Source organism: Rhizobium sp. NLR16a, assembly GCF_017948245.1.
Taxonomy (GTDB): Bacteria; Pseudomonadota; Alphaproteobacteria; order Rhizobiales; family Rhizobiaceae; genus Rhizobium.
The window spans coordinates 176,011-197,048 of the sequence record NZ_CP072867.1; the positions used below are offsets into that span (position 1 = coordinate 176,011).

Here is a 21,038-nt window from a genome sequence, read left to right on the forward strand (position 1 = left end):
CGGCAACTCCCTAGTGCTTGACCGCGCCTTCGGTGAGGGCGCGTACGAAGTATCGTTGAAGGACAAGGAACAGGACGACGACCGGCACGCTCATCATGAAGCTGGCCGCCATAAGACCCGGAAAGTCCGTCGTGTTTTCCGAGAAGAAGCGCTGGATGCCGACCGGCAGAGTCAGCTGCTCGTTCTTGGAGAGGAAGGTGTAGGCGTAGATGTACTCATTCCATGCGCCGATGAAGGAATAGATCGCGGTGGCGATGATTCCCGGCGCCGAGAGCGGCATGACGATCAGGAGAAAGGCCTGGAACCGTGTTGCCCCGTCGATGCGCGCCGCTTGTTCGAGTTGCACCGGGATGTTGTCGTAGAAGCCCTTGAGGAGCCAGATTGCCAGCGGCAGGCCGAATGTGAGGTAGGTCAGGACAAGCGACCCGTGCGTGTTCACCAGCCCGATCGCGCGCATCAGGATGAAGAGCGGCACGAGGAAGATCACTGCCGGGAACATGTTGCGAAGCAAAACGGCAAAGAACAGAAAGTTCCGGCCCGGGAAGGTGAAGCGCGAAAACGCGTAGGCCGCAGGAACGGCCACGATCACCGAAAGGATGGTCGTGGCGGTGGAGACGAAAAGGCTGTTCCAGAAGAAGCGCAGGAAGTCCTGGCCGACGCTGTTTTGCGGATCGAGCAATTTCTGGTAGCTGGCGAGGGTGGGTTGGTCCGGCCACCATTGCGGCGGAAACTGCATGGCCGCGAAGCCGGATTTGATAGAGGTGATCAACATCCAGATCATCGGTAATGCAGTGTAAAGCAGCATGAACACAAGGAAGATGCGTCCACCCCACCGCCATCCGTCGATGCGGATACGGCGACGGGCCTGGCTTCGATGAGCAGTCTCGGCGATCGCGCTCATGCGCTCCCATCCTTCTGCTCATTCCCGCTCAGCGCGCGGACGTAGAAGTAGCCGAGCGACATCAGGATCAAGAACAGCAGCACCGAATAGGCCGATGCCACCCCCCAGCGCTGGCGGCCGAAGGCGAGTTCATAAATGTGGGTGATCCAGATGTGCGATGCGTTCGAGGGCCCGCCGCCGGTCATGATCCAGGGGATGATGAAAGAATTGAAGTTGGCGACTGCCAGCAGAAGGATCGTCACCGTCGAGACGTTTCTCAAGTGTGGAAAGGTGACGTGCCAGAAACGCTGCCATGCGTTGGCTCCGTCGACTTTTGCGGCGCGCAGCAACTGGTCGGGAACGGTCTGCAGGCCAGCCATCATCATGATCATGGCAAAGGGAAACTCTCGCCAGATATTGACGACGATCAACGAGGGCAGCACTGTGCTGACGCTGTCGATGAAATTCGGCGGCCGATCGGCCCATCCGAGGCCGACCAGCACCGCGCCGATGATCCCGAAGTCGGAATGGTAGATCCACTTCCAGATGTAGGAGGCGGCGACCGCGCTGATGACCCAGGGAATGATCAGGATGGCTCGCAGAATTCCGCGGCCGAGAAAGTCGCGATGGAGCGCCAGTGCGCAGGCAAATCCCAGGACAAATGAAATGAGAGTGGATCCCAGTGTCCAGATAAGAGTGTTCGAGGTGACCTTCCAGAACACCGGACTTGTGAGGATGGCGGTGTAGTTGTCGAAGCCGACGAAGATCTTGTCCCGGAGCTGCAGGCCAGGCGGTGTATTGAAAAACGACAGTTCGATCGTGTAGTAGATCGGGTAGGCAATGACGATGAGCATCACGGCGATCGCGGGAAGCACGTACGCATAGTCAGCGCGATGCTCCAAGATGTTTCGCAGCACGCCGGACCGATCCGGTTGCAGTCTTCGGTGAGCCTCGGCCTTGCCAGTCAAGATCGTCACGGTGCGGTGCCCTTATTCTTCGGAACAAACCGGCTGCAATCGAGGTGCAGCCGGTCAGATCGTCAGGATTGACTAGAGTCCGCCGTCCATCAGGTCTTTTACCTTCTTGGCTGCGTCGTCCGCTGCTTGGTCGACTGTCATCGCCCCGGTGAGGGCGTTCTGCAGCATGTCCGGGACGATGATATTCATGATCTCAGGCGACTGCGGCAGCGCCGGGAACGGGATGCCGTAGGGCAGCATCGAAGTCGTGACATCAAGGAACTTGATGTTATCAAGACGTTCCTTCATCCACTTGGTCTTGAAGCCGTTCAGGTTGCCCGGGTTCGAGCCGGCATAGGCCATCTTCAGCGACCATTCGGGGCTCGTCCACATGCAGATGATGGCCTTTGCGGCCGGCTCGTCTACCTTGCCGCCCTCGACATATTCCGGCTTCAGGATGTGGATGTTGGAGCCGCCGAACACGACGGCACGCTTGCCGTCGGGGCCAGTCGGAATGAGGCCGTAGCGCATGTTGTCGATGACGGTCTGGGCTTTGTCCTTATCGCTGCCCGTCGTCTTCTTTTGCAGGTCGAGCATGACGTTGTAGTCGGACGGGTGCGAGATCATCATGCCGAGCTGGCCAGCGAGGAAGAGCGGTTGGTTGTCGGCCTGCTGGTTGGTGAGCGCCGAGACCGGAACCGACTTGTCGCGAACGTACATGTCGTAGGAGGCTTGCAATGCGGCCTTGCTCTGCGGGCTATTGAGCTGGACCTCCTTATAGGTCGGATTGGCGGTCGCTTCGTCGAAGACGCCGCCGCCATAGGCCCACAGCTGCGGCATGAACCGGTACGGCGTATTGCCGGCATTCTTGCGAGCCACGAGGCCGTAGCCGGCAATGCCGAGCTTGTCGTGGATCTGCTTGGAATATTTGACGACGTCGTCCCAGGTTGCCGGAGCCTTGTCCGGATCGAGGCCTGCACGCTTGAAGATGTCGGCGTTCCAGATGAACGCCATCGTCTCGTTGTTGGTTGGAATGCCGTAGGTTTCCCCCTCCCAGGTCACAGCCTTCATGGCGCCCGGCCAGAAATCCTCGGTCGAATAGCCTACATCCTCGGGCTTGAGCGGCTGCAAATAGCCCTTCGAGGCGAACTCGGTGCCGCCGAGGATTTGCAGGCGGACCGCCATGGGCGCGGCATTGCCTAAAAGCGCGGTCCGGAACTTGTCCAGCAGGTCGTTATAGGTGAGGGCTTGTTCCTCAAGCTGGATGTTTGGGTAGGTCTTGCGGAAGGTCTCGAAGAAGTCCTTGTAATACTGGCGCAGGAGGTCGGGGTCGCCCTCGAATACGCCCTGATACCAGAATGTCAGGCGGCCCTTATAGTCGAGCGGGGTAACCTTGCCGCAATCGGCCGCCGTGTCGAACTCCTGCGTGCCGGCGATGGAGCGCACATATTGCGGTGACCACTGGCTCAAGTCGACCGGCGCACTGAGCGCAGACACGGACATCAACGATACCATCAAAGCAGTGGATACAGTGCCGCGTACGACGACACCGCCGAGCGAAAGACTCGTCATAGGTATTCTCCCAGGTTTTCTCCCAAGCCGCTCTGCATCGAGGCGAGCGGTCTTGCTCCCAGGCCGTGGGATTCTCCCACTTAATGTATCCCTTCGACCTTATCATACGTTTTCATGTCGAGGATTGTCTGTCAACTGAAGAAATCGTACATTGTTTTGGGAGTTTTTGCATGATATCCCGAAAATGTATGTATGGAATGGGGACAGTCTTGACTGAAACAAGCGAATTTAAAGCACAGCCCCCTGAGGGGATCGATGCTACAGGGGCCTCGAGCGAGGGCGCGTCTGTTTACCAACTGATCAGGGACGACATCATCGAAGGGCGGCTCGCGGCCAACGAGCGGCTCGTCATCACCGATCTCGCCCGGCGCCACGGCACCTCGACCAACCCCGTGCGAGAGGCTTTGCAGCTGTTGCGCGGGGAGGGCTTTGTCACTTTCTTTCCCAACCGCGGAGCGCGCGTCCGGCCCATCGATCAGGACTTTGTTCGGGATATCTACGAGATCGGCGTTTTGATCGAGCCGTCACTGACGCGCTGGTTCGTGAATATGGCGACGGTGGAGGACATTGCTGAACTCGAACGCATCCAAAGCCTCATTGAAGAGAACAACTTTGCCGACACGGTAAGGCATAGCGAACTGGACACCGCCTTTCATACCGTCATGTACCGGAAGCACTACAACCGCCATGCCGCCGAGCTTTGGTGGAAGCATCGCGAAGTGCTTCGAGCCGTGAGCCGCCGCTTCGATTTTACGCTTGCCCGGCGTGCGGCGATCCTGAGCGAGCATCGCGAGCTCATCGCGCATGTCAAAGCCGGAAGGGCGAACGAGGCAGCCGAACTTATTGCACGCCACGTCGAAGGCTCAGGCCGACACATCCTCGAACACATGCGTGCGCGTAACGCCGCTCGCGCCGGATGAATATCGTTACCCGGAACACTTCAGGTAAAGGCAATTGAGATGAAGATCACCAGCGTTCGGCCGTGGCTAATCAAGTCCGATTCTTCCTATTGGGGAGAGTTTCTGTTTGTTGAAGTGACGACCGACGAGGGGGTGAGCGGCTGGGGAGAGATCACCACCACGACAAGGCTCGCCAATCGCGCCCTCTGCACGATCTTGCGGCAGATCGGCGCCGCTTTGATGGGCGAGGACCCGGCGCGCATCGAGTATCTTTGGCACAAGATATTCCGCAGCTTCACCTACATGGGCAGTCGCGGCGCCGCCGTCGAATGCGTGAGCGCCATCGACATAGCCCTCTGGGACATCCGGGGCAAAGTCCTTGGCAAGCCGATTTACGAGCTGTTGGGCGGGCCGGTGCGCGATGAAATCGCGCTCTACACCCATCCCAACCAGGCCAAGTTTACCAGCAAAGAGGCGGTGGTCAGGGAAATTCGAGACATCGTCGAGTCCGGTCACACAGCGCTCAAGTTCGATCCTTTCCCCTACCAGGGCAGCACCGCCGATGGACAGGCTCGCGAACAGCGGGACGGCTACCTCGATGGCAGCATGACGCGCAAGGATGAGCGTGAGGCCGCCGAGCTCACCGCCCTGATCCGCGAAACGGCGGGCTCTGATGTCGACATCCTCATCGATGCGCATGGCCGGTTCGACGTTCCCACCGCCATTCGCCTTTGTCGGAGCCTCGAGGAAGCTGGCCAGATCGACTGGTTCGAGGAGCCCTGTCCGCCGGAGAGCCTCAATGCTCTCAGACAGGTCCGCGACAAGGTCAGCGCCCCTATCTCGTGGGGCGAACGCGGCCACACGAAGTGGGATTTCGTGCCGGTGCTCGAAAACAAGCTCGCCGACTACATCATGCCTGATGTCACCTGGACCGGCGGCATTACCGAGCTCAAGAAAATATCAGCCCTATGCGAAGCCTACTACATCCCGGTATCGCCGCATGACGCCGCAGGACCGATCAACGTAGTTGCCGGAGCGCAGGTGATGATGACCGTTCCCAACTTCTACAAGCTTGAAACGTCGGAGTGGAACCTCGGCAAATACGACCACCTCATCGACACACCGCTCGATGTTTCGAACGGCAGCCTAAAGCTTACACCGAGGCCCGGTCTCGGCGTTGAAATGAACCGCGACTACCTTGAAAGCCACGAGATAGATCTGGCCTAGCAACGCTCTACGCCGCCGCCGTGTGCGGCAACGATCCCGCCGACCGAAACGAGGATAAATCATGCCAGAGGCATATGCAGCCGACGAGGCGCTCAATCGGGTCAACACGCATTCCAAGCCTTCCGAGCTTCGCATAACCGACATGCGGGTAGCCGAAATTGTCGACGCGCCGTTCACCTCGGTGCTGCTGAAGATTTATACCAACCAGGGCATTGTCGGGCTTGGCGAGGTCCGCGACGGCGCCAGCGCCACCTACGCGCTGATGCTGAAGAGCCGGCTGCTGGGTGAGAACCCTTGCAACATCGATCGACTGTTTCGCCGGGTCAAGCAGTTCGGCGGGCATGGACGGCAAGGCGGCGGCGTATCGGCGGTTGAAATCGCCTTGTGGGATCTTGCCGGAAAAGCCTATGGCGTCCCCATCTACCAGATGCTCGGCGGACGATTTCGGGAGAAAGTGCGCGTCTACTGCGATACCGACGCCGCTGTGGCGAGCGGCACCGCAACCGGCAAGCGCCTCAAGCAGCGCATGGAGCTCGGCTTCACCTTCCTGAAGATGGACCTGGGGCTGATGCAGATCGCCGATGTGCCCGGTGCCGTCGTCTTTCCCGCCGGCTCACTGGAAGGATACCGCGACCGTCCCAGCCGCGGGCCGCTGAAGACCATTGAAGAGCGGCTTGTCCGCAATGCAGCCTACGATTTGCATAACGTCCAGCATCCGTTTACCGGACTCCACTTTTCCGACAAGGGCCTCGACCTGCTCGAGCAGTACATCGCCGAGGTGCGTGAGGTCATCGGTATGCAGGTTCCGCTTGCGATCGACCATATCGGCCATATCTCGATGCAGAACGGCATTCGCCTTGCCAGGCGAATTGAGAAATACGTGCCAGCCTGGCTCGAGGATGTGATCCCGTGGCAGTATACCGAGCAGTATCGACAGCTGCAGGACTCCACCACGGTGCCGATCTGCACCGGCGAGGACATATACCTCAAGGAGGGCTTCGAGCCCCTGCTCAAGAGCGGCGGCGTCTCCGTGATTCACCCGGATCTGCTCACCACTGGAGGCATCCTCGAGACCAAGAAGATCGGCGATATGGCGCAGGACCATGGTGTTCCCATGGCCATACACATGGCGGAAAGTCCGATCGCCGCAATGGCCGCCGCGCACGTCGCGACGGCAACCGAAAACTTCATGGCGCTCGAATACCACTCCGCCGATGTCGACTGGTGGGACGATATCGTTACCGGGCTTCCCAAGCCGCTGGTGAAGGACGGCTTTATCACTGTTCCGGACAAGCCGGGCCTGGGGATCGACGACGTCGTCGACGAGGTGATCTCGCAGCATCTGCAGCCGGGGGTCACCGGCATCTGGCAGCCTACGGATCATTGGGATGATGAGTATTCCTGGGATCGCACCTGGAGCTGAACGGACGGACCTATGAAGATCACCGACCTGCGCTGTGCCGTTATCGGCAAACACCCGATCGTCCGCATCGTCACGGACGAGGGCCTCTATGGCTTGGGCGAAGTCGAATTCACCAAGGCCTATCTCAAGCCCTGGGTGCTGCATTTCCGCGAGGCGCTGATCGGCGAGGACCCGACCGACGTCGAGAGAGTGATGCTGAAGATCCGCCAGCGCGGCTCCTTCAAGCCATACGGCGCGGCGGTGAGCGCGATCGAGCATGCGCTGTGGGATATTGCCGGCAAGGCCGCGGGCGTGCCGGCCTATAAGCTGCTCGGCGGCAAGGTGCGGGACAAGGTGCGGGTCTACAACGGCTCGGTCCGCCGGAAACGCTCCGGCGACCGGCCGGAGGATTACGCCGCTGACGTCAAATGGATGATGGAGCAGCCGCAGAACTTCTTCATGATCAAGCAAGGAATCTCCTTCCACTCCAACATGAAGGACACCATCGAGGGCTTCCACTACGGGGTGACGCAGAGGAAGGCCGGCTATCACGGTGCCATGGATCAGGGCGCAATCAGTGAGCGGGGTTTCAATCACATGCTCGACTGCGTGATCGCGATGAAGGAAGTGCTGGGCGATAAGGTCAGCCTGGCGCTCGACTGCGGCCCGGGCTGGATGCTGCCAGATGCGATCAGGTTCGCTCGCGCGGTCGAGAAGTACAATTTGATGTGGCTCGAGGACATGCTGACCGGCGACTACGTGCCGTGGGTCAATCCGCAGGCCTACCGGGAACTGACAACCTCCACTTCGACACCGATCCACACTGGTGAGCAGATCTACCTCCGGCACAATTTCAAGGAACTGATCGAGACGCAGGCAGTCCGCGTTATCGGCCCCGATCCAGCCGATATTGGCGGCATCGCCGAGCTCAAATGGGTCGCCGAGCATGCCTACATGCACTCGATCCTGATGGCACCGCACGGCACTGCCAACGGGCTGCTCGGTCTCGGCGCGCTGATCAATGTCTGCGCCACGTTGCCGGCAAATTATGTCGCCTTCGAATATCCGACTGCTTCGGACCCCTGGTGGGAGGATCTGGTCATCGGCTTGCCACCTGAGATCGTCAAGGACAGTATGGTGGATCTACTGGAAGCGCCGGGGCTGGGCCTCGATATCGACGCTGAAGCGGCAAGGAGATTTCTCCGGGAAGAGGATGCGGGCTTTTTCGACTGAACCTTGCTCCACCTGCCGTGCCTCCTGTCGGGCGCCAGGAAACAGGGCTTGCGCCAGTCCTTAAATGCCCGACCCGTCCAGTTCCTCGTCGTCCTCGCCTTCCCAGGGCGAGGGCATCGAGGTGCGATTGGCCGAGGGCATCGGCATCCAGCACTTCAACTCCGGCTCGGCATATTCGATGATGTGCCCGGGCGAGGAATCCGAGGCGCGCCAGCCTTCTCCACCGAACTGATCGCCATGCGACCAGTAGGCGAGATCGACTTCCGCCGGCCCCTGTTCGGACGCACGGATCGTCACCAGGATGCGGCTGCCGTCTCTCGGTGCGCTTGCCATCTGGCGCCAGCGGTCTTGCTCGTCCATCATGTTCCTCCTGCCTTGCTGCAGTGCAAGTGTTGCTTCGCCAACGAAAACGGTCAACTCAAACTTTGGGAAAACCATCGCCCGTTGATCGACAACCGCGGCTGCGTGACGGAGATGACCGAAGCCCAAGCGTTGGAGGCGGCCGAAGAGATGGGCATCCCCGTCGCCTGAGCGGCGTTGACGCTTCTTTATCGAAGCCAGAGGGAATGCATCCGAAGCGTAGGAATACGATGTGCCGCGCAGCCCCGTGGAGCTGCGCGGCACTGTCCTCAGTTCTTCTCGCCGAGTTTTCGGTCAAGAAAGTCGTGAATGAGCGGCGCCATTACGTCCAACTTGTCCTCCAGCGCGAAATGGCCGGTATCGAGAAGATGCAGTTCGGCATCCGGGAGATCACGGAGATAGGGATGCGCGCCTTCGGCCGGGAAGATCTTGTCGTTCTTGCCCCACACGATCAGCGTCGGCGGCTTGTGATCCCGGAAGAAGGCCTGGAACTGCGGGTAGAACGGCACATTGGTGCGATAGTCATAGAAGAGATCCAGCTGAATGTCCTTGTTGCCGGGTCGATCGAGCAGCGCCTGGTCATGAACCCAGTTGTCGGGGCTGATGCGGCTCAGATCGCTCATGCCGTCCGTGTACTGGAATTTCGTGGTCTCGAGGGTGACCAGGCCAGAGAGCCCGTCGCGGCTTTCCTTCGAGCCGTCAGCCCAATATTTTTTGATTGGGTCCCAGAATTCGCGAAGGCCCTCATCATAGGCGTTGCCGTTCTGTACGATGAGAGCCGTCACGCGATCCGGATGCTTCAAGGCGAGGCGATAACCCACCGGCGCACCATAATCCATGACGTACATCGCATATTTTCTTGCACCAAGCTGATCGAGCAAACCGTCAACAAGGTCGGCATAATGACCAAAGGTGTAGGCGAATTTGGTGTGGTCCGGAGCGTCACTCTGCCCGAAGCCAGGATAGTCCGGTGCGATGACCCGATAGCGATCGGCGAGAAGCGGCATCAGATTGCGGAACATATGCGAAGACGTCGGGAAGCCATGCAGCAGAACGACGACCGGGCCGTCCTTTGGGCCTGCTTCGCGGTAGAAGATGTTCACACCATCGACCGTTGCGGTCCGATAGTTGACCGTGATGGCAGCCTGCTGGACAATGGCGGCTTGGGCGGGCGTGGGCGATGCCGCAAAAGACATCGGGGCAAAGCTGACGGTTGCCAGCATCAGGGTCATGATCAGGCGTTTCATGGCGGTCTCCTTCGGGTTTGAGGCGCCAGCTGCGGCTGCCTTGGAGATCAACATAGCCTTCCACGAAAAAACGATAATCCGCTCAATGCGGAACTGATAATTACGGTGTGTGTAATAATCGGAGGTACGGCCCCTGCTTGATTCAGGAGCTGTGTCCCAACATTCCGGCCCGCAATGCTGAGATCTGGCGCTCAAGGCGGCTGGCGATTGCGGCGGTGGCGCTAGTTCAACAACCGGTTTTCGCGCAGGCGGGCCGTTGCCATATCCACGAAGGCCCGTACCTTGGCAGGCGCGTGCCGCCCTTCCGGATGAAGGATGTGGATGGGCATTGGCGGCTCTTCAAAGTCGCTGAGGACGATCTGCAGCTCCCCCGCCAGCAGCGCCGGGCCGATCTGGTAGTGCAGGACTCGGGTCAGTCCCCAACCTGCGCGGGCGGCTGTGATGACGGCGTCGTTGGTGTTGCATTGTAGAAGCGGGTCGATCGTCACCCGCTGATCGTTTGCAAAACGCCATTCCGGCGATGCCCAGGCGCTTGTGGAGGCCGCGATGCGATGGTTCTTGAGGTCGGCCGGCGTGATGGGAACGCCGTGCGTCTCGAGGTAGCTTGGAGAGCCGCAGATCACATGCCGAACAGTTCCGACCTTTATCGCCGAGAAGCCTGAATCCCGCAGGTGGCCGATACGAACGGCGACGTCGACCCCTTCTTCGACAATATTGACCGGGCGATCGATGAAGAGGGTCCGTGCGTGCATGGTCGGGAAGGTGTTCAGGAACTCGGTCACGATGGGCAGCACATACATCTGCCCGAACAATGCTGAAGCCGTGATCGCCAGCGTCCCCGTCGGAGTGGCGTAGGAGCCACCCGCCGCAGCCTCTGCTTCGGCGATATCCGCCAATATGCGGCGGCAATCCTCGAAATATCGTGTGCCTGCCTCCGTCATCTTGACGGAGCGTGTCGTGCGAACGAAGAGGCGGGCGCCAATCAGATCTTCAAGCGCCGCGACGGCGCGGGTGACAGCCGGTGCACTCATATGCATGTGGCGCGCGGCATCTGCAAAACTTCCGGTTTCTGCAACCCTGGCAAAAATCCGCATTGCCTGCCATCGATCCATTCGCCCCTCAAAGATTGCTTGTGTTGCTCTCACGTGACCATCGGCCAGATATGTATCAATCGAGAAAGAGATCGAGCAAGGCCATTTCGAGACTGATACCAATGACATGACTGGAAGCGTCACGAAAGGATGGCGGTGGCTATGCCGATCGCAACAGAGATGGGTCGATATAGGACGCCGCCAGTTTTTCGATGTCGGCACAGGTTTGCCCATCTATGCCGGCTTTCATGGCGCGCTCGCGGTGTTCGGCGTCGGGTGCGAGCGCCACGGCTATCGCCTTGGACAGTTGGAAGTCGAAGCTCGAGCCCTTGCGGGCCATATCGATTTCAGCCCCGGACATGCCGAGTGCCTTAGCGTCCTTTTCCTGCTGATGAGCGATATCGGGATCGCCACGTCCGGCGGTAAGCGCGAGCTCGATCGACAGCCGTGCGCGCGCATCGAGCTTGAACCCTGCCATGGTGGCGACCTCCTTGATCTGGACCTGGCGTTAGAAGCCGAAGTCACTCAAGCCGGGGTGATCGTCCGGCCGGCGGCCGAGTGCCCATCGGAACTTGCGCTCGGCCTCGGAGATCGGGTGCTCGTTGATGCTGGCATGGCGCGTCCGCATCAGCCCGTCCTCGGCGAATTCCCAGTTCTCGTTGCCATAGGCACGAAACCACTGACCGCTGTCATCGTGATACTCATAGGCATAGCGAACGGCGATGCGGTTGCCCTGGAAAGCCCACAGTTCCTTGATCAACCGGTAATCGAGCTCGCGGTTCCATTTGCGCCTGAGGAAAGCTTCGGCCTCGGCGCGATTGGTCGCGAATTCGACGCGGTTGCGCCAGCGCGTATCGAGTGTATAGGCGAGCGCCACCTTGGCGGCATCGCGGCTGTTCCAGCCATCTTCGGCAAGGCGGACCTTTTCGATGGCGCTCTGTTCATTGAAAGGGGGAAGTGGCGGACGAGACATGGTCGGTTCCTTTATGGGCTGGAATGGAGAGTGCGGCGGTGGTCGCCACGCGGCGACCACCGTCCGTTATTCATGTTGCAAAGACGATGAAGGTTGAAAAAGAGCAAGATGCTGTTGCGTCGGATGCATCAATGGGAACCGTCAGAGTTCGAGCTGGATCTGGTTTTCCTCATCACTCTCCTGTTCGGCAGGAACCGAGCAGCACAGCAGCACTTCGCCTTCGCCAATCGCTGCCGTCGGCTCCTTGATGTAGGTCACCGCACCCTTGATGAGCTTGGTCCGGCATGTGCCGCAATTGCCTTCCCGACAACTGAATTCCGGGCTGAGGCCGCGCGCTTCCGCCAGCTCCAGCAATGTGCCAGCCTCGGGTGTCCAGCGGGCTTCCTTCAACGATCCCATGAAGGCGACCGGTACGGGCTTTGTGGATGGCGGTCGACGGGCTGGCGCGGCCACCCCGACGTCCAGCGTCCGCTTCAGGGATGACGGGCCGAAAGCCTCCGCGTGAATGCGCCCATCGGCAATATTGTAGTTGCGCAGGCCATCGTAGAGTGACTGCGTGAATTGCGGCGGGCCGCAGAGATAGAAGTCATAATCGTTGAATGGCAGATGGCGGGTGAGGAGTGACATATCGATCCGCCCGGTGGCGTCGTAGTCGGCGCCTTCTTCGGCGCCTGTGACATCGCTCAAGACCCGGATCAGCCTCACGGCGCCTCGCGCGGCGTCGACAAGCTCGGCGATTTCCCGGTCGAAGGGACGCTCCTGTCTGGAACGCGCCGCGTGAAAGAGAATGATCGGGCGAATGCGCTGCTTGCGCAGCCCCTCGTAGACAACGTGGCGCAGCATGGCGAGCAGGGGCGTGATCCCCACGCCGCCGGCAAGCAGCACCGCCGGACGGGTCACGCGGACGTCAACGGTAAAGCCGCCGGCCGGCGCGCGCGCCTCGATCGTGTCGCCGACGCTGATATGATCGTGGAGATAGCTCGATACTGCGCCATCGCGCTTGACACTGATACGATAAAGGCCGTCCGAGGGTGCCACCGACAGGGTGTAGGTTCTGATGACAGGCTTGTCCGCGCCGGGAAGGCTGATGCGGATCGACAGATGCTGGCCGGCGACATGGGGCAGCAAACCTGCCCCATCGCTCGGCTGAAGGTGAAACGAACGGATGGAAGCGCTTTCCTCCACGATCCTGGTCACGGTGAGCGGGCGCCAGCGGGTGGCGAGTTCGGCAGCGCGCAGCCGGTCGGCCGCCTGCGCCCAATCGCCGGTCATCAGCGAATTGGCGGACCAGCCCTCGTCGCGGAAGGACCAGCGCAGGGCCAACGCGTTCCTCCGGCGGACGATGCGGCGTGCCTTGAACGTCCACAGTCGCTCGGCGCCCTGGAAGGCAGCTATCTCCGGTGAATCCAGGATAAGCTCGGCGTCGCCGGTCATCTGCAGCATGTCGCCGCTGGTATAATCAACGAAGACAAGCCCGGCCTTGCCGTTCAACAGGATGTTGCCGAGCGTTGCGAAAAAGAGGTTGCCGTCGAAGTCCGGGATCGTCAGTGACCCGTCGTCGGCAACGCGAACGAAGCCGGCCTTGCCGCCGCGATGCGACACGTCGACCTGACGGCGATCTTCGCGATCGGCATAAGAGGCGACGAAGAATGCATCCGCTGCCGCGATCATGGCGCGCGCAGCATCATCGAGGTCAGGCAGGTCTTCAACGGTGCCGGCAAAATCTTCGCCGGGATTTCGAACGAATTCGAAATCCCGGAGCTGAATGTAGCGCGGGCAGTTTCCAAAACTTTGGTCGACATCGACACGGAAGCCATCGGGCAAATTGGAGACGAAGCCGTTCATGCGGTTGCGCCGCCTTGTGTGCATCTCGATGCCAAGCAGGCCAATGGGCAGGCCCTCCGCCAAACCCTCGCTTGCCGGGTCTCTGGCATCTCTCCTGGCCGCAATATCCAGGGTCGTCGGCGATGGAGAGGACATGAAGCCCGGACGCCCTTCAAGGAAGGTCGCCCAGGCGTCGCCGCGGCTATCGACGCTGCCGAGCACGATGAACGGCAGCTGAGCGTAGAAGTCGCGGTGCTGGTCCGGCATGTAATCGCGAATGACACGTTGGCCGACGGCCGCCATGCGTTCGGCGACGCCCACCTTCTGCTGAATATAGGTCTCGCCTTCATGCCAGACCGGCAGCGTCTTCAAGGTCTCATTCATGTCCGTCTCTCCTCGAAAATGAAGATCGGGCGCATGCAGCCGCACGCCCGTGTGCTGGCGTCAGGCGGCTAGGCCAACGGGTGTTTGAACGAACGGGACGAAGCCCGGCAGCGCTTCGATACGACGAAGGAACGCGTTGACGGCGGGGTAGGTGGAGAGATCGACGTTGCCTTCCGGTGCACGGGCCACATAGCTGTAGATCGCAACATCCGCGATCGTCGGCCCATTGCCGACGAGCCAGTTGTGATCGGTAAGCTGGCTTTCGAGGTTGCGGAGCAGGGCATGGGCGCGAGCGATAACCTCTTCGGGATTATACTTGGCGCCGAAGACGGTGATCAGCCGTGCCGCTGCCGGACCATAAGCCACTTCACCGGCGGCAACCGACAGCCAGCGCTGGACGGCGGCGGAGCCTTTGGCGTCTTCGGGAAGCCAGTCCGTGCGGGTCGCTTTCTTTGCGAGGTAGACCAGGATGGCGTTGGAGTCGGCGATCACGACGTCACCATCCTCGAGCACCGGCACCTGGCCGAACGGGTTGAGCTTGAGAAATTCCGGCTTCTTGTGTGCGCCGGACTTCAGGTCGACTTCGACCAGCTCGTGAGGCAGGCCAAGCAGCGAGACGAACAGACGTGCCCGATGCGAGTGACCCGAAAGAGGGTGATGATATAGTTTCATGATGCGCTCCTGCGAACTCTTCCGGCCGGGTCCATTCCCGATCCGCATGCCGAAGGTGCGATAGGCGGCCGTCAATGAGAACGGCCGCGTTGCGCAGTTCATAATTACAGATGACGCAATAATTCCGAAAAGCTGCCGGCGGGATCGACGCGACCTGACGTAAACTGCAGGGCCACGACTTCCTATTGATTATGACCCCCGAGCTTCGGAGCCCTTTGCGTTGTGTGATCCAGGCGTGCTGCGTGCGTTAAGAACTTTGTTCAGCGGCGCGGCCATTGCATTTCGATCACGCAACGAAATGATGTCTTGCCTGGATAACGTCTTCACCATCAGGACGCTTTGTCGGATTCTGCCGCCTGGAACGGGATTTCACGGGTGACAGAAATGTACGACGACATCATGATAGCCGAATGGATTGAAGCTACGCTCACGGCGCAGGCCACGCTGCCGGACGGAAATAATCTGGCAGAGCATCCCCAGGGTCCGAGCCGTAGCCCTAGCGAGCGTTTTCTGACCGACAACGATTATTTTGAACGCTTACGAAACACGTATGAGCAACTGCTAGCGCACTAAAGCGCCAGCCGTAGCTCCGTGACTGACAATATACGCGAGATCGATGATCGCTGGCGCCGCCGCAGCAGCAGTCTGCTGCCGCGAAGTCCCGGGTCGATCACGCCCGATACTTTTTCATCTCTTCCCAATTTTCCCACCTGCTTGCCAAAAAACCACAATTGCCTCACTTAGTTCACACATCCACCCTCGGCATTAAGAATTGGATCAAGACTGAATGCGCATAGCCTATGTTTTTCTCGGTGCATTTCTTGCACTCGCCCCGTCCGCCTATGCCGAGGTCGCAGCGCCGCCGGTTTTAAAACCGTTGACGCGGCAGGCGCAGGCGGCTGAGCTCAGCGCGCAATTTCTCTCGCGATACAGCTACAAGCCGGTTCCGCTCGACGATGCCTTATCGGGCAGGGTGATGGATCAGTTCGTCAAATCGCTTGATCCCGACCGCATGCTCTTCCTGCAGGCCGACGTCGACAAGTTCATGTCCGACCGCAGCGAGATCGACGACGCCATCGAACGACAGGACCTGAAGATCCCGTTTGCGATCTTCAACGCCTATCAACAGCGCGTCGTCGACCGCATGACCTATGCGCGCAGCTTGCTCAAGCAGGGCTTCGATTTCAGCGGCAAGGAAGATTATGCGGTGCTGCGCGACAAGGCACCCTGGCCGCAGTCGGAAGCCGAGAGCAACGATCTCTGGCGCAAGCGCGTCAAGAACGACTGGCTGCGGCTGAAGCTCGGCGGCAAGGACGACGCGGCGATTCGCGAAACCCTCGACAAACGCTATGAAAACACGCTCGAGCGCGCTTACAAGTTCAAGAGCGACGACGTCTTCCAGTCGTTCATGGATGCCTATTCGAACTCGATCGACCCGCATACGGATTATTTCGGCGCGGCGGCTTCCGCCGACTTCAATGTCTCGATGAAGCTTTCGCTGTTCGGCATCGGCGCGGTGCTGCAGGAGCGCGACGATTACACGACGATCCGCGAACTCGTGCCCGGCGGGCCGGCGCAACTCTCCGGCAAGCTCGCCGTCGGCGACCGCATCACCGGCGTCGGCCAGGGCAAGGACGGGCCGATCAAGGAAGTGGTGGGCACACGCCTCGATGAAGTCGTGCAGATGATCCGCGGCAAGAAAGGTTCGGTGGTGCGGCTCGACATCCTGCCGGCCGATGCCGGCGCCGATGGCGTGCATCGTGTCGTCAACCTGGTGCGCGACAAGATTAGCCTCGACAAGCAGGCGGCCAGGAAAGCCGTGCTGTCGGTGAAGGCGGGCGAGACCACGCGCAAGATCGGCATCATCACCCTGCCGGTCTTCTATGAGGATTTCGAAGCCAAGAACAAGGGCGACAAGGACTACAAGAGCGCCAGTCGCGATGTCGCCAAGCTTCTTGAGGAACTGAACCAGGAAGAGGTCGACGGCGTTCTCATCGATCTGCGCAACAATGGCGGCGGTTCGCTTGACGAGGCGATCGATCTCACCGGCCTCTTCATCGGCAAGGGGCCGGTCGTTCAGCAGCGCGCCGGCAACGGCAAGATCGAGGTCAAGAGCGCCGACCTGACAACGCCGGCCTGGACAGGTCCCTTGGGGGTTCTGATCAACCGCGGCTCGGCCTCGGCTTCGGAGATCTTTGCCGCGGCGATCCAGGATTACGGCCGCGGCGTGATCATCGGCGAGCCCAGTTTCGGCAAGGGCACGGTGCAGACGGTCGTCGATCTCGACCAGGTGGTTCACAACAGCAAACCCGAATTCGGAGAGCTGAAGGTGACGATCGCCCAGTTTTTCCGGATCAACGGCGGCACGACGCAGCTGCGCGGTGTCACCCCCGATATCAGCCTGCCCGCATTGTCCGATCCCGCGAGCTTCGGCGAGACCAGTTATGACAATGCCCTGCCGTGGGCGGAGATCAAGCCGGCGAAATATGCGCCGGAAGGCGATGTTACGGCATTGCTGCCGGCCTTGCAGAGCCGCCATGATGCGCGGGTCAAGGGCGATCAGGATTTCCAGCGTCTGCTGCAGGACATCGCCGATCTGAAGGCGCAGCGCGAGAAGGGCGTCGTTTCCCTGAACGAAGCCGAGCGCCGCAAGGAAGCGGCGGCCCGGGAGGCGCGGTTCAAGGCGCGGGCCGAAGCCGGTGATGGCGAAGATCTTGCCGGCGACGACGGCCTGCAGGCGGACGAGCGCAGCCTGAGCGCCGATATCGCCATGGAAAACGCCCGCAAGAAGGCGAAGGACGTCCTGCTCGACGAAGCCGCCGCCATTGTCGGGGACGAGGCGGATTTGCAGGGCGGCGCTGTAGAGGCCGCCACGAAGCCGTCGGGAAAGGCGGAGCAGAAATAGGCGTAACCGGCGCCGATAAACCGTATTATGTCGCTTGGAATGCTCTAACGCTTTGATGATGCGAGATGTCCGTTTAACGACAGTTCGATCGACTCAACGTCGCGGCGGTATCGGTTGCCTCATACTGTTTTCTATTCCAGTATTCTGACGGGCCGGTCCCACTGGATGAGGACGACGCAGCCGGTTTCGCTCCAGACCGAATGCTCGGTGCCGGGGGCGTTGACGATGTAGCTGCCGCGGCCGTAGTCGCCCGCTTCATCCGATTGCACTCCGTCGAGCACGAGAATGGTTTCCAGCCCCTCATGCCGATGGCGGGGAACGCCGGCGCCGGCTTCATATTTCAGGAGCGCTACTCCTGGCTGATCGTCCTCAAAGGGTCGGATCCAGTGGATCGTCACCTGATCGCGGAAGGGTCCGAACTCCAGATCCCTCCAACCGCCCGAGGTCAGCAATTCGCGGGTGGTTTCAGGCATGGGCGATGCTTTCCAAAATGGCGTCGACATGGGCCGTCCAGCCGACGATTGCACCCTGGGCGCGGATCATGGCGATGGCTGCGGCCTTGAACTCCGGAAAATAGCTTTCCGTAGCCTGCTCGGCGAGCAGGCATTCATAGCCGCGGTCGTTCGCCTCGCGCATGGTGGTCTGCACGCAGACTTCGGTCGTCACGCCTGCGAAAACCAGCTGTTTGATTCCCTTCTGCTGCAGCACTTCGTCGAGCTCGGTCGCATAGAAGGCGCCCTTGCCCGGTTTTTCGATGACGACCTCGCCTTTGATCGGAGCAAGCTCCGGCAGAATTGCTGTGCCGGGCTCGCCGGAGATCAAAATGCGGCCCATGGGGCCTTCGTCGCCGATCCTGAGTGTGGGATTGCCGCGGTCGCGTTTGGCCGGCGGCAGATCCGAAAGATCCGGCCTATGGCATTCCATCGTGTGAATGACCGGCAGCCCGGCATAACGAAAGCCCTGGATGAGTCGTTTGACATCGGGCACGATCCTGGTGATGCGACTGACGTCGTTGCCGAGGCTTGCGCCGAAGCCGCCGGGCTCGGCGAAGTCTCGCTGCATGTCGATGACAATAAGCGCGAGCTGGTCGTGCTTCACCGGAAAGGCGAAGGGTTCTGCCTTGATCTCAGCCATCAGTGATGCCCCGCCATGTGGGCGCCGATCATGCCGATATCGGCTGAGCGGGCCGGCGTTTCGTAGACCAGCTTGCCTTCCGAAATCACCATGATGCGATCGGACATCTCGAGCAGCTCGTCGAGGTCCTCGGAGAGCAGCAACACGGCCGCGCCCGAATTTCGCGCCTTCATGATGCGGGCGCGGATTTCGGCGACGGCGGAGAAATCGAGGCCGAAACACGGGTTCGAGACGATCAGCAGATCCACCTTGCCTGTGAGTTCGCGGGCAAGCACGGCGCGCTGCACATTGCCGCCGGAAAGTGCCGCGATCGGCGAGGCAGACGAGGCTGTCTTCACCTTAAAGTCGGAAATCAGCGCCGCGGCGCGCTTCCTCATCTTGCCCTTGTTCAGCCAGACCGCGTCCTTGTCGTCGGTCGTGAGATCGAAGGTCCGAAAGGCGAGATTTTCGCTGACCGTCATGCGCGGCGCGCAGGCGTTCTGCAGCGGCTCCTCGGGAATAAAACGGACATTGTTCTTGCGCGTCTCCGGCCGTGACGCGCGGTAGGCGTCGCCGTTGACGATAACGCGGCCGGTCTCCGTCGGGCGCTGGCCGGCGAGGATTTCGGTCAATTCCTTTTGGCCATTGCCTGATATTCCGGCGATTCCGACGATCTCGCCGGAGCGGACCATGAGTTCGTCGATTTCGATGGTCTTGTGCCCCGAGCGGTCGGCCGCCTTGACCTGCTCGAGCTTGAGGACCGGCTTGGCGCCCTGCGGGGTGGGAACGCGGCTGTCGAGCTCGGCGAGCTTGACGTCGCCGATCATCATCGTCGCCATCTCGGCCGTGGAGAGTTCGCCGACCATGCCTGTGCCGACCAGCTTGCCGCGCCGCAGGATCGAGACGGCATCGGCAAATTTCGTCACCTCGTGGAACTTGTGGGAGATCATCAGCACGGTCAGTTCGCCTCGGTCCGTCATCCCGCGCACGAGGCCGAGCATCTCGTCGGCTTCCGCGGGCGTCAGCACCGAGGTCGGCTCGTCGAGGACGAGAAAGGAGCGGCCGAGATAGAGCTGCTTGACGATTTCGAGCTTCTGCTTCTCGCCGGCGGCCAGTTCGCTCACCGGCCGGTCGAGCGGGATCTGGAAGGGCATGCGCTCCATGAAGGCGGCGAGATCCTTCCGCTCCTTCGCCCAGTTGAGGATGGCAGGGACTTCAGCGCGGCTGATGACGAGGTTTTCGGCACCCGTCAGCGAGGGGACCAGCGTGAAGTGCTGATAGACCATGCCGAGCCCATAGGTCGCCGCATCCCTGGGCGAGGCAATCGCCACTTCGCGACCATCAACGGAGAGCGAACCCGATGTTGCATGATAGAAACCCATGATGCATTTGACGAGCGTCGACTTGCCGGCGCCGTTCTCGCCGAGCAGGGCATGGAAGCTGCCGGCGGGGACCTTGATCGAGACATGGTCAAGCGCGGTGAAGCTGCCGAAGCGCATCGTCATATCCATGGTGTCGATGCCGACGGCCTTGCCGGCCTGCGGAAGGGGCGTGTCGCGGATTGTGCTCATGGCTGCTGGCTCACGAACGTTTCGGAATTGGAGACGGAGCCGAAGACGCCGCCCTGCATCTTCACCATCTTGATGGCGGCGAGATGATTGCCGTAATCGGTCGCCCCGCAGCAGTCTTCCAGCAGCAGGCATTCGAAGCCGCGGTCGTTCGCCTCGCGCATCGTCGTGGAAACGCAGACGTCGGTCGTGATCCCGGTCAGGATGATGTTCTCGACGCGCTTCTGGTTGAGGATCAGCTCCAGGTCGGTGGCGCAAAACGAGCCCTTGCCGGGCTTGTCGATGATCGTCTCGCCTTCGATCGGGTAGAGTTCCGGGATGATGTCCCAGCCGGGTTCGCCGCGTGTGAGGATGCGCCCGCACGGGCCTGGATCGCCGATGCCTGCGCCGATGCGTTGTGAGCGCCAGCGCTTGTTGGCCGGCAGATCGGCGAGATCAGGGCGATGGCCCTCGCGGGTGTGGATGATGTGATAGCCCTTGGCGCGCATGGCGGCCAAAACCCGTCTGATCGGCTCGATGGGCGCCTGAACCAGCGACAGGTCGTAACCCATGTGGTCGACATAGCCGCCCTTGCCGCAGAAATCGGTCTGCATGTCGATGATGATGAGGGCCGTATTGTCCGGGCGCAGGGCGCCGTTATAGGGCCAGGGATAGGGATCAGCGTCGATATAATGTCCTTTGGTCTCGACCATGGCGTCCATCGTCTTCTTCTCCTATTCACCCGCAAGTTTG

General features: G+C 60.6%; 20 protein-coding genes. 6 read left to right on the top strand and 14 right to left on the bottom strand.

The window, feature by feature from the left end:
• Positions 1 to 10: 10 nt before the first annotated feature.
• The 3 genes from J7U39_RS23075 to J7U39_RS23085 form a co-directional block, all read right to left on the bottom strand.
• Positions 11 to 901, bottom strand: a complete 891-nt coding sequence (locus J7U39_RS23075) for a carbohydrate ABC transporter permease (protein ID WP_210632577.1) — start codon at positions 899 to 901, stop codon at positions 11 to 13.
• Entirely contained in the window at positions 898 to 1,857 is a 960-nt protein-coding gene (locus J7U39_RS23080) for a sugar ABC transporter permease (protein WP_210632578.1), read from the bottom strand. Before J7U39_RS23080 ends, J7U39_RS23075 begins: the two co-directional genes overlap by 4 nt.
• Positions 1,858 to 1,929: 72 nt before the next feature.
• Positions 1,930 to 3,408, bottom strand: a complete 1,479-nt coding sequence (locus J7U39_RS23085) for a sugar ABC transporter substrate-binding protein (RefSeq protein WP_210632579.1) — start codon at positions 3,406 to 3,408, stop codon at positions 1,930 to 1,932.
• A gap of 209 nt (positions 3,409 to 3,617) precedes the next feature.
• Here J7U39_RS23085 and J7U39_RS23090 point away from each other — a divergent pair, with 209 nt between their 5' ends.
• From J7U39_RS23090 to J7U39_RS23105, 4 genes are all read left to right on the top strand, one after another.
• Positions 3,618 to 4,328 carry a GntR family transcriptional regulator gene (locus J7U39_RS23090; protein ID WP_210632580.1) on the top strand — a complete coding sequence of 237 codons (711 nt, stop codon included), beginning with the start codon at positions 3,618 to 3,620 and terminating at the stop codon, positions 4,326 to 4,328.
• A 39-nt stretch (positions 4,329 to 4,367) separates the two neighbouring features.
• Positions 4,368 to 5,534: a mandelate racemase/muconate lactonizing enzyme family protein gene (locus J7U39_RS23095; RefSeq protein WP_210632581.1), complete on the top strand. Its 1,167-nt coding sequence runs from the start codon at positions 4,368 to 4,370 to the stop codon at positions 5,532 to 5,534.
• Between the two features lie 61 nt (positions 5,535 to 5,595).
• Positions 5,596 to 6,957 carry a mandelate racemase/muconate lactonizing enzyme family protein gene (locus tag J7U39_RS23100; protein ID WP_210632582.1) on the top strand — a complete coding sequence of 454 codons (1,362 nt, stop codon included), beginning with the start codon at positions 5,596 to 5,598 and terminating at the stop codon, positions 6,955 to 6,957.
• A 12-nt stretch (positions 6,958 to 6,969) separates the two neighbouring features.
• Entirely contained in the window at positions 6,970 to 8,169 is a 1,200-nt protein-coding gene (locus J7U39_RS23105) for a mandelate racemase/muconate lactonizing enzyme family protein (RefSeq protein WP_210632583.1), read from the top strand.
• Between the two features lie 60 nt (positions 8,170 to 8,229).
• Here the strand turns inward: J7U39_RS23105 and J7U39_RS23110 are convergent, their stop codons facing one another.
• The 7 genes from J7U39_RS23110 to J7U39_RS23140 all read right to left on the bottom strand — a co-directional run bounded on the left by J7U39_RS23110 (position 8,230) and on the right by J7U39_RS23140 (position 14,720).
• Positions 8,230 to 8,529, bottom strand: a complete 300-nt coding sequence (locus J7U39_RS23110) for a hypothetical protein (RefSeq protein ID WP_210632584.1) — start codon at positions 8,527 to 8,529, stop codon at positions 8,230 to 8,232.
• Positions 8,530 to 8,798: 269 nt separating this feature from the next.
• The gene (locus J7U39_RS23115) at positions 8,799 to 9,776 is read right to left on the bottom strand and encodes an alpha/beta hydrolase (RefSeq protein ID WP_210632585.1); all 978 of its coding nucleotides are present in this window, start codon (positions 9,774 to 9,776) and stop codon (positions 8,799 to 8,801) included.
• Positions 9,777 to 9,997: 221 nt separating this feature from the next.
• Positions 9,998 to 10,888, bottom strand: coding sequence for a LysR family transcriptional regulator (locus tag J7U39_RS23120; protein WP_210632650.1), 891 nt, complete (start codon positions 10,886 to 10,888; stop codon positions 9,998 to 10,000).
• A 139-nt stretch (positions 10,889 to 11,027) separates the two neighbouring features.
• Positions 11,028 to 11,345 (bottom strand): hypothetical protein, encoded by a 318-nt coding sequence (locus J7U39_RS23125; RefSeq protein WP_247241788.1) that lies wholly within the window; start codon positions 11,343 to 11,345, stop codon positions 11,028 to 11,030.
• A gap of 30 nt (positions 11,346 to 11,375) precedes the next feature.
• Complete coding sequence (locus J7U39_RS23130) at positions 11,376 to 11,840, bottom strand: DUF1348 family protein (RefSeq protein ID WP_210632586.1); 465 nt, start codon at positions 11,838 to 11,840, stop codon at positions 11,376 to 11,378.
• A gap of 141 nt (positions 11,841 to 11,981) precedes the next feature.
• Positions 11,982 to 14,048, bottom strand: a complete 2,067-nt coding sequence (locus J7U39_RS23135) for a pyridoxamine 5'-phosphate oxidase family protein (protein ID WP_210632587.1) — start codon at positions 14,046 to 14,048, stop codon at positions 11,982 to 11,984.
• Between the two features lie 60 nt (positions 14,049 to 14,108).
• Positions 14,109 to 14,720, bottom strand: coding sequence for a glutathione S-transferase (locus J7U39_RS23140; protein ID WP_210632588.1), 612 nt, complete (start codon positions 14,718 to 14,720; stop codon positions 14,109 to 14,111).
• A 384-nt stretch (positions 14,721 to 15,104) separates the two neighbouring features.
• Between J7U39_RS23140 and J7U39_RS23145 the strand changes: the two genes are divergently transcribed.
• Both J7U39_RS23145 and J7U39_RS23150 read left to right on the top strand, forming a co-directional pair.
• The gene (locus J7U39_RS23145) at positions 15,105 to 15,293 is read left to right on the top strand and encodes a hypothetical protein (protein ID WP_210632589.1); all 189 of its coding nucleotides are present in this window, start codon (positions 15,105 to 15,107) and stop codon (positions 15,291 to 15,293) included.
• A 214-nt stretch (positions 15,294 to 15,507) separates the two neighbouring features.
• On the top strand, positions 15,508 to 17,625 hold the full coding sequence (locus J7U39_RS23150) for a carboxy terminal-processing peptidase (RefSeq protein ID WP_210632590.1): 2,118 nt from the start codon (positions 15,508 to 15,510) through the stop codon (positions 17,623 to 17,625).
• A 131-nt stretch (positions 17,626 to 17,756) separates the two neighbouring features.
• Here the strand turns inward: J7U39_RS23150 and J7U39_RS23155 are convergent, their stop codons facing one another.
• Genes J7U39_RS23155 through J7U39_RS23170 form a run of 4 tightly spaced genes read right to left on the bottom strand, consistent with a single transcriptional unit; the run spans position 17,757 to position 21,007 of the window.
• Positions 17,757 to 18,098, bottom strand: coding sequence for a cupin domain-containing protein (locus tag J7U39_RS23155; protein ID WP_210632591.1), 342 nt, complete (start codon positions 18,096 to 18,098; stop codon positions 17,757 to 17,759).
• Positions 18,091 to 18,759 (bottom strand): cysteine hydrolase, encoded by a 669-nt coding sequence (locus J7U39_RS23160; protein WP_210632592.1) that lies wholly within the window; start codon positions 18,757 to 18,759, stop codon positions 18,091 to 18,093. Before J7U39_RS23160 ends, J7U39_RS23155 begins: the two co-directional genes overlap by 8 nt.
• Positions 18,759 to 20,309, bottom strand: a complete 1,551-nt coding sequence (locus J7U39_RS23165) for an ABC transporter ATP-binding protein (protein ID WP_210632593.1) — start codon at positions 20,307 to 20,309, stop codon at positions 18,759 to 18,761. Before J7U39_RS23165 ends, J7U39_RS23160 begins: the two co-directional genes overlap by 1 nt.
• Complete coding sequence (locus tag J7U39_RS23170) at positions 20,306 to 21,007, bottom strand: isochorismatase family cysteine hydrolase (RefSeq protein WP_210632594.1); 702 nt, start codon at positions 21,005 to 21,007, stop codon at positions 20,306 to 20,308. Before J7U39_RS23170 ends, J7U39_RS23165 begins: the two co-directional genes overlap by 4 nt.
• Positions 21,008 to 21,038 lie beyond the last annotated feature (31 nt).

Excerpts from the sequence above, each read along its gene's own strand:
- J7U39_RS23125 (WP_247241788.1), bottom strand. The coding sequence starts at position 11,345 with ATGGCAGGGTTCAAGCTCGATGCGCGCGCACGGCTGTCGATCGAGCTC.
- J7U39_RS23105 (WP_210632583.1), top strand. The coding sequence starts at position 6,970 with ATGAAGATCACCGACCTGCGCTGTGCCGTTATCGGCAAACACCCGATC.
- J7U39_RS23140 (WP_210632588.1), bottom strand. The coding sequence starts at position 14,720 with ATGAAACTATATCATCACCCTCTTTCGGGTCACTCGCATCGGGCACGT.
- J7U39_RS23085 (WP_210632579.1), bottom strand. The coding sequence starts at position 3,408 with ATGACGAGTCTTTCGCTCGGCGGTGTCGTCGTACGCGGCACTGTATCC.
- J7U39_RS23120 (WP_210632650.1), bottom strand. The coding sequence starts at position 10,888 with ATGGATCGATGGCAGGCAATGCGGATTTTTGCCAGGGTTGCAGAAACC.
- J7U39_RS23135 (WP_210632587.1), bottom strand. The coding sequence starts at position 14,048 with ATGAATGAGACCTTGAAGACGCTGCCGGTCTGGCATGAAGGCGAGACC.
- J7U39_RS23115 (WP_210632585.1), bottom strand. The coding sequence starts at position 9,776 with ATGAAACGCCTGATCATGACCCTGATGCTGGCAACCGTCAGCTTTGCC.
- J7U39_RS23130 (WP_210632586.1), bottom strand. The coding sequence starts at position 11,840 with ATGTCTCGTCCGCCACTTCCCCCTTTCAATGAACAGAGCGCCATCGAA.
- J7U39_RS23145 (WP_210632589.1), top strand. The coding sequence starts at position 15,105 with ATGTACGACGACATCATGATAGCCGAATGGATTGAAGCTACGCTCACG.
- J7U39_RS23095 (WP_210632581.1), top strand. The coding sequence starts at position 4,368 with ATGAAGATCACCAGCGTTCGGCCGTGGCTAATCAAGTCCGATTCTTCC.
- J7U39_RS23160 (WP_210632592.1), bottom strand. The coding sequence starts at position 18,759 with ATGGCTGAGATCAAGGCAGAACCCTTCGCCTTTCCGGTGAAGCACGAC.
- J7U39_RS23165 (WP_210632593.1), bottom strand. The coding sequence starts at position 20,309 with ATGAGCACAATCCGCGACACGCCCCTTCCGCAGGCCGGCAAGGCCGTC.
- J7U39_RS23075 (WP_210632577.1), bottom strand. The coding sequence starts at position 901 with ATGAGCGCGATCGCCGAGACTGCTCATCGAAGCCAGGCCCGTCGCCGT.
- J7U39_RS23110 (WP_210632584.1), bottom strand. The coding sequence starts at position 8,529 with ATGGACGAGCAAGACCGCTGGCGCCAGATGGCAAGCGCACCGAGAGAC.
- J7U39_RS23170 (WP_210632594.1), bottom strand. The coding sequence starts at position 21,007 with ATGGACGCCATGGTCGAGACCAAAGGACATTATATCGACGCTGATCCC.
- J7U39_RS23150 (WP_210632590.1), top strand. The coding sequence starts at position 15,508 with ATGCGCATAGCCTATGTTTTTCTCGGTGCATTTCTTGCACTCGCCCCG.
- J7U39_RS23100 (WP_210632582.1), top strand. The coding sequence starts at position 5,596 with ATGCCAGAGGCATATGCAGCCGACGAGGCGCTCAATCGGGTCAACACG.
- J7U39_RS23155 (WP_210632591.1), bottom strand. The coding sequence starts at position 18,098 with ATGCCTGAAACCACCCGCGAATTGCTGACCTCGGGCGGTTGGAGGGAT.